11 protein-coding genes are annotated in these 12,622 nt (G+C 63.5%); 9 read left to right on the top strand and 2 right to left on the bottom strand.

All coding sequences use genetic code 11. The features are described from left to right. Window positions 1–12: 12 nt before the first annotated feature. Window positions 13–786, top strand: a complete 774-nt coding sequence (locus R4P70_RS06545) for a hypothetical protein (RefSeq protein ID WP_019744985.1) — start codon at window positions 13–15, stop codon at window positions 784–786. 22 nt (window positions 787–808) lie between these two features. Here R4P70_RS06545 and R4P70_RS06540 read toward each other — a convergent pair whose 3' ends face one another. After that, the gene (locus tag R4P70_RS06540; RefSeq protein WP_042952756.1) at window positions 809–1,501 is read right to left on the bottom strand and encodes an SDR family NAD(P)-dependent oxidoreductase; all 693 of its coding nucleotides are present in this window, start codon (window positions 1,499–1,501) and stop codon (window positions 809–811) included. A 134-nt stretch (window positions 1,502–1,635) separates the two neighbouring features. On the opposite strand from R4P70_RS06540, the gene R4P70_RS06535 reads away from it, so the two are divergent. The 8 genes from R4P70_RS06535 to R4P70_RS06500 all read left to right on the top strand — a co-directional run bounded on the left by R4P70_RS06535 (window position 1,636) and on the right by R4P70_RS06500 (window position 11,450). Then, window positions 1,636–2,553 carry a LysR family transcriptional regulator gene (locus R4P70_RS06535; RefSeq protein ID WP_054831264.1) on the top strand — a complete coding sequence of 306 codons (918 nt, stop codon included), beginning with the start codon at window positions 1,636–1,638 and terminating at the stop codon, window positions 2,551–2,553. A 139-nt stretch (window positions 2,554–2,692) separates the two neighbouring features. Beyond that, on the top strand, window positions 2,693–4,069 hold the full coding sequence (locus R4P70_RS06530) for an MFS transporter (protein ID WP_029256055.1): 1,377 nt from the start codon (window positions 2,693–2,695) through the stop codon (window positions 4,067–4,069). A 63-nt stretch (window positions 4,070–4,132) separates the two neighbouring features. Beyond that, entirely contained in the window at window positions 4,133–5,014 is an 882-nt protein-coding gene (locus R4P70_RS06525) for a shikimate dehydrogenase (RefSeq protein ID WP_264613232.1), read from the top strand. A 44-nt stretch (window positions 5,015–5,058) separates the two neighbouring features. Beyond that, window positions 5,059–7,011, top strand: coding sequence for an FAD-dependent oxidoreductase (locus R4P70_RS06520; RefSeq protein WP_317830741.1), 1,953 nt, complete (start codon window positions 5,059–5,061; stop codon window positions 7,009–7,011). Beyond that, on the top strand, window positions 7,008–7,832 hold the full coding sequence (locus R4P70_RS06515) for an aldo/keto reductase (RefSeq protein WP_317830564.1): 825 nt from the start codon (window positions 7,008–7,010) through the stop codon (window positions 7,830–7,832). The genes R4P70_RS06520 and R4P70_RS06515 overlap by 4 nt, the downstream gene beginning before the upstream one ends. After that, window positions 7,832–8,926 carry a Gfo/Idh/MocA family oxidoreductase gene (locus R4P70_RS06510; protein WP_317830563.1) on the top strand — a complete coding sequence of 365 codons (1,095 nt, stop codon included), beginning with the start codon at window positions 7,832–7,834 and terminating at the stop codon, window positions 8,924–8,926. The genes R4P70_RS06515 and R4P70_RS06510 overlap by 1 nt, the downstream gene beginning before the upstream one ends. Further along, window positions 8,923–10,650, top strand: coding sequence for an FAD-dependent oxidoreductase (locus R4P70_RS06505; protein WP_317830562.1), 1,728 nt, complete (start codon window positions 8,923–8,925; stop codon window positions 10,648–10,650). Before R4P70_RS06510 ends, R4P70_RS06505 begins: the two co-directional genes overlap by 4 nt. Then, on the top strand, window positions 10,647–11,450 hold the full coding sequence (locus tag R4P70_RS06500; protein WP_317830561.1) for a sugar phosphate isomerase/epimerase family protein: 804 nt from the start codon (window positions 10,647–10,649) through the stop codon (window positions 11,448–11,450). Before R4P70_RS06505 ends, R4P70_RS06500 begins: the two co-directional genes overlap by 4 nt. A 54-nt stretch (window positions 11,451–11,504) precedes the next feature. On the opposite strand, the gene R4P70_RS06495 is transcribed toward R4P70_RS06500, so the two are convergent. Beyond that, entirely contained in the window at window positions 11,505–12,593 is a 1,089-nt protein-coding gene (locus R4P70_RS06495) for a 3-deoxy-7-phosphoheptulonate synthase (protein ID WP_003940571.1), read from the bottom strand. Window positions 12,594–12,622: the final 29 nt, after the last annotated feature.

The raw sequence follows: 12,622 nt of genomic DNA, 5'->3' as shown, positions 1-12,622 counted from the left end.
ACTGATCGAGGAATGTCCGCAACCCGAGTTGTGCTGGACCTCGCAACGGCGAGTCCGGACACCGAGTTCAGCACTGCAGTGCTGACCCGCGCCGGCGAGATCGTCGGTGTCAGCGCATCGAGCGTTCGCGTGGCAACGGGCCGCCTGTGCCGCGAGAACAAACTGCGTCGCACCGCTCGTGGAACGTACGTCCTCAACCCGGACGGCATCCCCACCTACAGCGAGGTCGAGGGGTGGCGAACTCGCACCGATCGCATACGCCCCTGGGACGGCACGTGGATAGCCGTCGAGCACTCAGCGCTCAAACGAAGCGACCGCACTGCCGCCCGAAGACACGATCAGGCGCTGCGCCTGGCGGGCTACGAGGAGTGGAAGCCCACACTCGCCGTCCGCCCGAACAATCTGCTCGGCGGCACGGACAGCGCCCGCCGCACTCTCCGCCGACTCGGCGCCGCCCCCGAATCGGCTGTCATGGAAATCGCTCACCTTGCCCCCGAGGATGATTCGACAATCCGCACACTCTGGAACTCGGAAGCACTGTTGGTCGACATCGCCGAGGCCCGTGAAGCACTCACACAGGCGCAAACACGCCTGGCGACAATCAGTCGCGAGGAGGCTGCCCGTGAATCACTTGCCTTGGGCAGCGCGGTGATCGCGGTCATCGTGCGCAATCCGCTCCTTCCGGAAGAACTCGAACCGACGCAGCCACTACGTGAACTGATCTCGCACATGCTCGAGTACCAGGACGCATCTCGCGAACTGTGGCAGTCACTGCTCCAGTTCTGATCGACTTCTTCCAGAAGGTAATTCAGTACGTTGCGCGGCCACCGCTGGCGTCGTACACAGCACCCGTCGAGTAACTCACCGCCGACGACGACAGCCAGGAGATCAGTTCAGCGATCTCGTCGGCCCGCCCCATCCGTGCCATCGGCGTCAAAGACTGCGAACGAGCGAGGATGGCCGGATCGGTGCCGGCATTCATAGGACTTTCCACGGCCGCGGGAGCAATCGCGTTGACCAGCACACCGGTGGTGGCGACCTCTTTGCCGAGCGACTTCGTCAGCGCGACGACTGCCGCTTTGGACGCGGAATATGCACTCTGATTCGGGTTTCCGTCCTTGGCAGCAATACTCGCGAGATTGACGACCCGCCCCCACCCGGACGCAACCATCCCCGGCACGAACGCCCGGCACATCAGGAATGTCCCTTCGACGTTGATGCGGAACGTACGCCGCCAAGCCGCGAGGTCGACGTCGACGAGTGGCGCTGATGGTCCTACGATTCCCGCACTGTTGATCAAGATGTCGACTCTGCCGAGTCTGGTTCGAAGCGCATCGACTGCTGTCGGATCACTCACGTCGAGTTGTTCGTCCGCACCCTCGGCAAGATCTGCCGTTACCACCCGAACTCCCCTCTCCGTCAACAGCTTTGCACTGGCGGCGCCGATTCCGCTCGCACCGCCGGTAACGAGCGCGGTGACACCCTCTGGGTAACCCTGCATCGCATTCACTCCTGAGTTTCTGTGCGCTACGCACTCAATTTATGTTGCAAACAGGCATAATTGCCGTCACACTGTGTAGAAATTCTGAATATATGGCGTTTGTTGTCAACGTCAAATAACTGGAGGCCTTGGCGATGGAAACCCGCTGGTTGCACGCGTTTGTCGCGGTTGCGGAAGAACTTCACTTCGGGCGGGCCGCATCACGGCTCCAGATGGCCCAGTCGCCGCTCAGCCAGATGATCCGAAAGCTCGAAAAGGACATCGGCGTCAAGTTGTTCGAACGAAGCACTCGCAGCGTCGCACTCACGTCCGGCGGACATGCCTTTCTCCCCCACGCCTATCGCGTCATCGAGAACATGGAGACGGCACGACACGCTACACGTGCGTCGTCGGGAGGCGTCTACGGACGAGTCACGATCGGGTTCACCGGAGTGCTCAACTATCAAGCACTTCCGCCGCTCACCCGCGCGTTGCGTCAGCGCTATCCGGAAGTCGAACTGACACTCCTCGGCCGGATCATGACGCGCGACGCGGTCATTCAACTCGAGAGCGGCGCCCTCGACCTCGCCTTCGTCGGACTACCGGTGGAATCCGCATCACTGTCTACCCGGCTGATCCGACGGGAGGCGTTCGGCGCCGTACTTCCGATCGACCATCCCCTTGCCGAGAGGGACGCGATCGATCTCCGCGAATTGGCCGACGACGGATTCGTGACCACCCCGCTCTCAGCCGGCTCCGCCCTCCAGGAAACCGCGATGCGCGCCTGCATGAACGCAGACTTCAGGCCTCGCGTCGTCCAGGAGATCACCGATCCGTACATGATCCTCATGCTCGTTGCCGCCGGCGTCGGTGTAGCGCTGATGACGTCCGGCATGGCTGCTATCACCCCACCTGGCAGTGTGTTCGTCCCACTCACCGGCGAGCCGACGTTCATGAATCACGGAATTGCCTGGTCACCCCGGCACATGACCGATGCACTCGCCGTCGCACTGGAGACGTCCGAGGAGATTCTGCCGACGCCGGACATTGAGACCAAAAACGTCATTATCTGAGACTCATTTAGTGTTGGACGCGCCATAGTCCTTCGTGGCACTGTCGTCTCAGCCGCCGAAAGGTGAGGGACGTCACCGATGCGTGGTGCATCACCAAACGTGCCGCCACGGCCGGCCCATCGGGACGAAAGGACTTCACATGGCACCACCGATCACCTCCACCGGTTCCACGCACTCCACTGCGGAGCACCCGAATTCGAATGCGCGCCGCGCCGCCGTTTCGGGCTTCCTCGGCAGCACCCTCGAGTACTACGACTTCTTCATCTACGGCTCCGCAGCCGCGCTCGTGTTCCCCAAGATCTTCTTTCCTGGCGGCGGCTCGACGGCAACGCTGCTCTCGATCAGCACCCTGGGCGTGGCCTACGTCGCCCGCCCACTCGGCGCAGTGCTGTGGGGACACCTCGGCGATCGGTACGGACGCAAGAACGCGCTTCTCGCCTGCCTGCTCCTCATGGGTGTTGCGACGGTCATCGTCGGTTGCCTGCCGACCTACGACCAGATCGGCATCGCCGCGCCGATCATTCTCGTCTTGCTTCGCCTTCTTCAAGGGCTCTCTGCCGGCGGTGAATCACCCGGCTCTTCGGCACTGACTCTCGAACACGCACCTGATCACCGTCGTTCGTTCTTCACCTCGTTCACCATGAGCGGGATCATGTTCGGCATCGTCGTCTCCAGCCTGGTATTCATCCCTGTGGCGAGCCTGCCCGACGAAGACCTCTACTCGTGGGGTTGGCGAGTTCCCTTCTGGCTCAGCATCATCGTGACCGTCGTTGCGCTGTGGCTACGTCGCGCCTTGGATGAGCCCGAGGTATTCGAAGAACTCAAGGAACAGGACGAGACGGCCGGAATTCCCGTCGTCGAGATGTTCCGCTCGCACTGGCGCACCGTGATCCGTATCAGCATGAGCTCGACCTTCGCGATGATCAACACCATCGTCAACGTCTTCGCCCTGGCGTACGCCGTCGAATCCGGCTTCGAACGCTCCACGATGCTGTGGGCCATCGCGACCGCCAATTTTGTTGCCGTACTGACTCAGCCGCTGTTCGGCATTCTCTCGGATCGCTACGGACGTAAGCCCATCTTCGTCGTCGGCGCCATCGGAGCCGGCTTGATGATCTTCGTCTTCTTCCATTCGATCGGAACCCAAAGCGTCCCCATGGTCTTCGCTTCGGGAATCGTCATGATCGGAATCTTCTACGCGATGCCCAACGGCACGTACCCGGCATACTTCCCGGAGCAGTTCCCCGCGAAGGTCCGATACACCGGAATGGCCGTCAGCCTCATGCTCGGACTCCTTGTTGCCGGCTTCACACCGGCTATCGCCCAGGCGATTTCGGCCGGAGACAAGAGCAACTGGACACCGGTTGCATGGATGTGCCTGGGCTTCGCCGTCATCTCCGCCATCGCGGCAATGACCGGACCGGAAACGTACCGCACGCCCACAGCAGAACTGGGCCAACCGAAGCCGAGCCTGCCGATCAAGCAGGACTCAGAGCTCACCAGCAACAACGCTTGACCGGACCGGCCCCTCGCGCTGAATTGCCGCGAGGGGCCGTCCCCACTTATGCAGGAGAATGTCATGACTTCCGAATACACACGTCACCGTATCGGCCTTGTCGGGTCGGGTATCGCCACCTCACTCTCGCCCGCGTTGCACGCACACGAAGCAGCAGCACTCGGATTCGACGATTACAGCTACGAACTGATCGATCTCGAGAACCTGAACATCTCGGTCGAGAAAACCGGTGAGGTGGTGCGTGGCGCCGTCGCGGGCGATTTCACCGGACTGAACATCACCCACCCGTGCAAGCAGGTTGTCGTGGACGCGCTCGACGAGCTGTCCGGCAACGCGCGGTTGCTCGGTGCCGTCAACACGGTGGTGGTCGACAACGGCCGTTTGATCGGCCACAACACAGACCACAGCGGATTCCTCACAGCACTGCAGCGCGGTTTGCCCGACGCCGCCTTGGACCGAGTGGTGCTTGCCGGGGCAGGAGGGGCGGGTTCCGCTGTGGCATACGCACTCGCCGCCGCCGGTACCACGGATCTTCGCATCGCAGATATTGATCCCGATCGCGCTGTCGATGTGTGTTCTCGCGTCACCTCGGCCTTCCCTGGCACGCGCACAACGGCTTTGGCGATCGATGAGATCGCCGTCAACCTGACGACGTGCGACGGCGTCGTCAACGCATCTCCGATCGGCATGGTGGGTCACCCCGGAACTCCCTTCGACCCTGCGGCGTTGCATTCCGGATTGTGGTTCGCTGACATCGTTTATCGACCGATGCGCACCGAATTGCTCGACGCTGCAGCTGCTCTCGGATGCGCGGTTCTCGACGGTGGGCAGATGCTGGTGGCTCAAGCCTCTGACACCTTCACACTCCTGACCGGTGTCGAAGCCGATACGGATCGCATGCGCAGCCATCTGAGCGAGCTGCTCTCCGAGACGGCATGCGCATGAGCACAACCGAACACCTACTTTCTCGCGAAGTACCAGGAGCACTGATGAAGGTGACTGCGCCTTTCGCCGAACCTCTCGACATGGGCAGCGTCCGCCTCCGGAACCGGTTCGTGTCCGCCCCGATGGAACGCAACTACTGCGAAGTCGACGGCACCATGACGGACGAGTACATCGCGTACCTCGCCCGCCGCGCCGAAGGTGGTGCTGCACTGATCTTCACCGAAGCCAGCTACGTGCGTGCCGACGGCAAGGGACGCATCCGGCAGATGGGCGTCGACGTCGACGAACGGATTCCCGGCATCAAGAAGATGGCCGACGCGATCCACGCACACGGCGCCCTCGTCGGAGTCGAACTCAACCACGGTGGACGTACGGCGCAAGGTTCTGTCAGCGGGTTTGTTCCCGTTGCCCCGACACCGATTCCGTGTTTGGTTGTCGGCGGCGAGATGCCAGAACAACTCGACGCCGACGACATCGAGCACATCATCGAATGTTTCGGTGAAGCCGCAGCGCGCTGCCAGCAGGCGGGCGTCGACGTCATCTCCCTGCACGGTGGCCACGGGTATCTGATCCACCAGTTCCTCTCCCCTGCTTACAATCACCGCGACGACGAATGGGCCGACCCCACCTTGTTCGTCAACAAGGTCATCGCCTCCGTCCACGAACACGCTCCGGGAATCACTCTGGGACTTCGATTCTCAGCCTTCGAAGGCATTGCCGGCGGACTCGACGCCGAGACAACCCGCTCTCGCATCGACGCCATCGACACCGACCGACTCGATTTCCTCGACGTCTCGGCCGGCAACTACGAAGCGGGACAGTGGATCATCCAGCCCGGTGAATGGTCCCGCGGACTCCTCGCACCGTACTCCGAGCAGTACCAGCGCGACTTCGACATCCCTGTGGGTGTAGCCGGACGCATCACGTCGCCGGAGATCGCCGCGCAGATCATCGAATCCGGCCAGGCGAACTTCGTCAGCATGGCCCGTACGTTGCACGCCGATCCGGACTTTCCGAATCGCGCTGTCGACGGTGGCCGGTACCGGCCGTGCATCGCCTGCAACTACTGCATCGACAGCCTGGCCGCCGGCCCCATTCCCTGTTCCGTCAACCCGTGGGTCGGACGTGAACTGGATCAGCCCACGAAGCCGGCTGATGCCACCGTACGCGTCGCCGTCATCGGTGCCGGTCCGTCCGGAATGGCCGCTGCCCGCGACCTCGCACTTGCCGGTCATCGCGTCGACCTGTACGACGAACGACCCAGCCTCGGTGGCGACTTCGCTCTGGCATCGAAGCTGCACGAGTATCCTGAATACGGGCGGATCGTGGACTGGTACCTCGCGGAACTGGCCGAACTCGGGGTGCAGTGCCACACTTCGACCAGAGCTGACGCAGCATTGCTCGCAAACAGTGACTTCGACGCGATCGTCCTTGCTGCCGGTGGGCACGGTCCCGTGACTGACCTCCCCGGCGCGCAGACCCGAACCGTCCGTGACGTGCGCGAGTTCCTGGTTTCCGGAGATCCGGCCCCCGAAGCAATCACCATTTTCGGCGCCGACCGCGAGGCTGCTGCCGTCGCAGACGATCTGCTCCAGAAGGGCACCCAGGTCGTCATGATCGGGCCGCAGGAAACCATCGCGCACGACGTCGGCCGACGCGGCAAGATCGTACTGCTGCCGCGCCTGGCCTCAAGTGAGAACCTCACGACCTACCTGAGCTCGATCGTCACCAAAGTCGACGCCGATCGGGTCACGATCTCGACAGGCGGTGTACTGAGCGAAGTCGACGCCCCCGGCGAGCTGCTGATTTCACAGGGCGTCGAGCCGCGCTCGGAGCTTCTGGCCGAACTACGTTCACTGGCACCACGACTCGGGGTCCATGCCGTCGGCGACGCGAGCGGTGACGGCGGATCCATCCATGCCGCACTCGTGACCGCAGCCGACGTTGCCGTCGCCATCACCGCCGCCGCTGCGGCCCGTCAGGAGGTTCACGCATGAGCGCACACACAGCCGCACCGGTGGCAACTGCGTTGCCACCCATCGGACTCGGAACCTGGCCACTGGTCGGTGCCGACGCCACGAAGTCGGTTCTCTCCGGCATCGAGGCCGGGTACCGCCTCATCGACACCGCCGCGATCTACGGCAACGAGGACGCCGTCGGCGTAGCGTTGGCGGAGTCGGGCCTACCGCGAGAAGAACTGTTCGTCACCACCAAACTTCGTGGAAACGACCAGGTTTCCGGTGACATCCGCGGAGCGCTCGAGCAGAGCCTGGAACGACTGGGACTGGATCAACTCGATCTGTTCCTGATCCACTGGCCGCTCCCGCGAATCGATCGTTTCGTTGCGTCGTTCGAGGCGATGCTTGCCTGCCGCGACGCCGGACTGGTTCGGTACGTGGGTGTGTCGAACTTCCTGGAGCACCACGTGCGCCGCGTCGTCGCCGAAACCGGCGAGGCACCGGCAGTCAACCAGATTCAGATGGACCCTTCGCTCGCGCGAATTCCGGTGCGCCGCGCCAACGACGAACTCGGAATATTCACGCAGTCGTGGAGCCCGCTCGGCCGCGGGGATGTGCTCGACAACGCCGTTGTGAGTGAGATCGCCGGTCGAATGGGTTGCACCCCTGCGCAGGTGGTCCTTGCTTGGCATGTCGCGCAGGGTGTGGTTCCGGTCGCGCGATCAGCGAACCCGACGCGTCAGGCCGAGAACCTGGCAGCACTCGACGTGACCCTCTCCGGCGAGGACATCGAAGCACTGAACAGTCTCGACCGCGGCGAGTCTGCGGCGCGGGACGTCGAAGCAGAGGAACATTTCTGATGACGTTGAAAGTCGGAATCGTCGGCTGCGGCAAGATCGCCGGCAACCATGCCCGAGCCCTACAACAAGTCCCCGGCGTCGAGGTGATCGGCTGCTGCGATCCCGATCTCGGACGCGCCCAGGAGTTCGCGGCAGCGCACGGCATTCCCGCAGCCGTGAGTTCAGTGGAGCAACTTCTTGCCCTCGGACTCGACGCCTGCACCGTCTGCACGCCACACCCGGTACATGAAGAGGTAGTCGTGGCCGCTGCCGAAGCGGGTGTACATGTGTTGTGCGAGAAGCCCATCGCGGTCGATGTTGCTGCCGCCGACCGCATGATCGAGGCCGCCGACCGCGCCGGTATCACCTTCGGCGTCCTCTTCCAACGTCGCTTCTGGCCGGCCGCGCGTCGGATCCGGGACGCCATCGACGACGGCCGGATCGGACTGCCCACGCTCGGCGAGGCGTCGGTGATCCTGCACCGTCCGTCGAGTTACTACTCGGCCGACGCGTGGCGCGGACGCTGGGACACCGACGGCTGTGGCGTGCTCATGACGCAGGCGGTGCACCAGATCGACATGCTGGCCTGGTTCATGGGCGAGGCCGTCTCGGTCAGCGGCTTCATCCGCACCCACACCCACGGTGAGCACATCGAGACCGAGGACAGTGCGTCAGCTGTAATTTCCTTTGCTTCGGGCGGCACCGCCACCGTCACCGCGACTACCGGTGCCAATCACAATCTGGGCAACCGCGTGACAGTGATCGGGCGCACCGGCGCCATCGCCAGCGTCCTCGAATTTCCTGAAGGGCACGAGGGTGTCAACGAAATCTGGACCGTGCCCGGTGAAGTGGAGTTCCAGTCGCCGTACTCTGCCGACATCGACGCCAATCTCGATGTGGGAGCGGTTAATGCAGCACTGACCGACTTCCACACCCTGCAGGTTCAGGACTTCGCCGACGCGGTCCTGACCCGGCGCGAACCCGCCGTCACCGGCCGGGACGCCCGCGCATCACTTGCCATCATCGCCGCAATCTACGAATCGTCACGAACCGGGAAGGTTGTCGATCTGACATCGACACCGACCCTCGCAACAACTGCCAAGGAGCAGAAATGAGTAGCAGTACCCCCCTCACCTACGACGTAGTTGTCGTGGGCTCCGGCGCAGGCGGGCTTTCCACAGCAATTGCCGCAGCACATGGCGGCGCGTCGGTACTCGTTGTCGAGAAGGCCGACACCTGCGGCGGCGCAACGGCCTGGTCGGGCGGGTGGATGTGGACCCCGCGCAACATGTTTGCCATCGCCGACGGGGTTGTGGAGGATCGTTCGGCGCCGCGGACATATCTGGAGAACCGACTCGGCGACAACTTCGACGCTGCCAAGGTGGATGCACTCCTCGACGGCGCACCGGAGATGGTCGAGTTCTTCGAACGCAAGACTGCACTGAAGTTCGTTCCCGGAGCCAAGATCGCCGACATTCACGGCGACACACCGGGAGCCGGCACGGGTCATCGTTCCGTCGGACCGAAACCGGTGAGCTTGCGAAAGCTCGGACCCGACGTCGCGGCGCTGCTCCGTCGACAGTTGTACGAGACGTCATTCCTCGGAATGGGCATCATGGCCGGCCCCGACCTGCAGGCATTCCTGCACTCGACTCGATCGCCGAAAGCATTTGTGCACTGTGGCGTTCGCGTGACAAAGCACATGTTCGATCTCGCCACCAAGCGTCGTGGCCAGCAACTCGTCAACGGCACTGCGCTTGTCGGCATGATGCTTCGCTCAGCGCTCGATCTCGGCGTCGAGATTCGGGTGAAAACGTCGGCAACATCGCTGCAGACTGACGATGACGGTCGCGTTGTCGGTGTCCGCCTCGAAGGTCCGGATGGTGCGTACTCGGTAACTGCCACGCGCGGCGTCGTACTGGCCACCGGCGGCTTCGCCCAGGACATCGACCGCCGACGTGAACTGTTCCCCCGTACCCCCACCGGAAACGAGCACTGGTCACTCACTCCGAAGACAACCACCGGCGACGGCATCACCCTCGGCGAATCCGTGGGTGGTCGCCTCGACCGCACTCTTGCCTCCCCCGTCGCGTACTGCCCCGTCTCCATCGTTCGTTACCGCAACGGCAAGGAAGGTGTGTTCCCGCACATCCTCGACCGCGGAAAGCCCGGTGTCATCGGAGTTCTCGCGAACGGCAAGCGTTTTGTCAACGAAGCACTCGGCTACCACGACTACACCCTCGCGATGGTCGAGCAGGTTCCCGAGAGCGAAGAAGTGTGCTCGTGGTTGATTGCCGACCAGCAGTATGTGCGCTACCTCCCGCTGGGCATGGCCAAGCCCCTGCCGATCCCGATCCAGCCGTACCTGCGCTCGGGATACCTGACACGGGGTCGCACTGTTCGCGAACTGGCGGAGAAGATCAGCGTTGATCCGACGCAGTTGGAAAAGACAATCGAGGCATTCAATGTCGGGGCCGTGGCCGGTGAAGACCCCGAGTTCGGTCGCGGTACAACGCCGTTCAACCGGGGATCCGGCGATACCGCCAACCCCTGGCCGAACCCGTCGCTCGCGCCCTTACAGAAGGGTCCGTACTACGCGGTGAAGGTGGTGCCGGGCAGTTTCGGTACCTTCGCCGGGCTTGTCACCGACTCGTCGTCGCATGTGCTCGACGACAACGACCGCCCCATCGAGGGATTGCTCGCCGTCGGCGTCGATCAGGCCAGCGTGATGGGCGGGCACTACCCGTCCGGCGGCATCAACCTCGGCCCGGCTATGACGTTCGGTTATCTGGCAGGTCGGGAACTGGCCGGAGCCAAGACAGTTGGAGCACACGCATGACACTCTCACTCGGGCTGGCAGCCCTCACGGTGCTCGATACCGCACCGATGCAGCACGTCGATTTGGCCGAAAAGCACGGCTTCGACACCATCGGTATCCGTCTGATGCCCGCGGCACCGGGCACTACGGCGTACCCCCTGCACGAGGACAAGCAGGGGTTGAACGAATTGGTGCGTCGACTAGGCGATTCACCCGTTGAGGTATTCGACCTCGAAATCATCCGCCTTGCAGCCGACTTCGACCCCGCCGACTATGTTCCGCTTCTCGAAGCGGGTGCACAGCTCGGAGCCAAAGCCGTTCTGGTGGGCGGCGACGATCGCGACCGCGCTCGGCTCACTGACTCCTATGCCCGCCTCGCTGAACTGTGCGCGAACTACGGCATCGTCGCCTCGCTCGAATTCATGCCGTGGACTGCGGTGCCCGATGCGCGTGCGGCCATCGAGATCGTCTCGGCGGCAGACGGTCCGGCTCGTAGTGTCCTCGTCGACGCACTCCACGCCGACCGCTCGGCGACCACACTGGAGGATCTTGCGTCCATCCCGCGCGAGTGGCTTCACTACGCCCAGATGTGCGACGGTTCGACCCCCGCTCCTACGGATGACGCAGAACTGATCCGTCACGCCCGCGAAGAGCGTCTGGTGCCCGGCACCGGCGGCATCGCCCTGACCGACATCTGGTCGACCCTGCCTTCCGGACTGCCGGTCAGCATCGAATTGCCCAACGAGCCGCTGCGTCAGGCCGTCGGCACGGACGCCTGGCTGAAGCGCCTGGTCGAGGCCACGCGAGCAGTGTTGGCCTAGCGGCCCTGTGCGCGTTTAGCGAGTCCAGGCACTCCCTAAACGCGCACGGGGGCGTCAGCCCCTCCGAGCCGCAACGGCCTGCGCCAGACGGTCCAACTGCGCTGCGGTGGTGGACCAGTCGATGCACGCGTCGGTGATCGACTGACCGTAGGTGAGCTCGTCCGCCTTACCCAAGGTCAGGTCCTGACGGCCGGCCTCGATGAAACTCTCCAACATGACGCCGGCGATTCCCTGCTCACCCTCGGTCAGACGTCGGGCAATGTCGTCCAGCACGATGACCTGACGCTCGTGGTCCTTGCTGCTGTTACCGTGACTCGCGTCGATGACCACGCGCTCGGGCAGGTTCGACTTACGCAGGCGAGCAAGGGTATCCGCGACGGTCTCGGCATCGTAGTTCGGTCCGTCGCTGCCGCCACGAAGAATGACATGGCAGTCCGGGTTGCCCGCGGTCCGAATCAAGGCAGCCTGGCCGTCGAGATCCGTTCCGGGGAACACATGGCTCGCCGCCGCGGCGCGGGTACCGTCGACGGCTACCTGCACATCACCTTCGGTGGAATTCTTGATGCCGACGGGCATGGACAGCGCGCTGCACAGCTGACGGTGAACCTGACTGGCGGCGGTCCGGGCGCCGATTGCACCGTAGCTGACCAGGTCGGCGATGTACTGCGGCATGATCGGATCAAGGAACTCGCAGCCGACAGGCAGGCCAAGACTCGACACGTCGAGAAGCAACTTGCGGCCGATACCGAGCCCGGTGTTGATGTCGAACGTGCCGTCGAGGTGGGGGTCGTTGAGCAGGCCCTTCCAACCCAGCGTGGTGCGCGGCTTTTCGAAGTAGACCCGCATCACGATGTGCAGGTCGTCCCGCAGTTCTTCGGCCTTGGCAGCCAACCGACGGGCGTAGTCCATCGCAGCTTCCGGATCGTGTACCGAGCACGGTCCGACAACAACGATCAAACGGTCGTCGTCACCGTTGAGGATGTTGATCGTGTCGGCACGGCCGGTCCGCACGGTTGCGGCCGCGACCTCGTCCGGAGCGTGCTGAGCACGAACAGTCGCCGGTGACACGAGCGGACTGATACTCACAGTGCGCTGATCGTCGAGGCTGTCCGAAGCTGCGGTGGTGTCGATGGTGACAGTCATGGGGTTTTCGGTTTCCTGTTCTCAGGCCG

It is taken from the genome of Rhodococcus sp. IEGM 1241 (assembly GCF_033142365.1).
Classification (GTDB): domain Bacteria; phylum Actinomycetota; class Actinomycetes; order Mycobacteriales; family Mycobacteriaceae; genus Rhodococcus_F; species Rhodococcus_F erythropolis.
This window is presented reverse-complemented; position numbering and strand designations above follow the sequence as displayed.

Coding starts and splice junctions, on each gene's coding strand:
- R4P70_RS06530 (WP_029256055.1), top strand. CDS start 2,693: ATGGCACCACCGATCACCTCCACCGGTTCCACGCACTCCACTGCGGAG.
- R4P70_RS06535 (WP_054831264.1), top strand. CDS start 1,636: ATGGAAACCCGCTGGTTGCACGCGTTTGTCGCGGTTGCGGAAGAACTT.
- R4P70_RS06520 (WP_317830741.1), top strand. CDS start 5,059: ATGAAGGTGACTGCGCCTTTCGCCGAACCTCTCGACATGGGCAGCGTC.
- R4P70_RS06525 (WP_264613232.1), top strand. CDS start 4,133: ATGACTTCCGAATACACACGTCACCGTATCGGCCTTGTCGGGTCGGGT.
- R4P70_RS06495 (WP_003940571.1), bottom strand. CDS start 12,593: ATGACTGTCACCATCGACACCACCGCAGCTTCGGACAGCCTCGACGAT.
- R4P70_RS06545 (WP_019744985.1), top strand. CDS start 13: ATGTCCGCAACCCGAGTTGTGCTGGACCTCGCAACGGCGAGTCCGGAC.
- R4P70_RS06505 (WP_317830562.1), top strand. CDS start 8,923: ATGAGTAGCAGTACCCCCCTCACCTACGACGTAGTTGTCGTGGGCTCC.
- R4P70_RS06510 (WP_317830563.1), top strand. CDS start 7,832: ATGACGTTGAAAGTCGGAATCGTCGGCTGCGGCAAGATCGCCGGCAAC.
- R4P70_RS06540 (WP_042952756.1), bottom strand. CDS start 1,501: ATGCAGGGTTACCCAGAGGGTGTCACCGCGCTCGTTACCGGCGGTGCG.
- R4P70_RS06500 (WP_317830561.1), top strand. CDS start 10,647: ATGACACTCTCACTCGGGCTGGCAGCCCTCACGGTGCTCGATACCGCA.
- R4P70_RS06515 (WP_317830564.1), top strand. CDS start 7,008: ATGAGCGCACACACAGCCGCACCGGTGGCAACTGCGTTGCCACCCATC.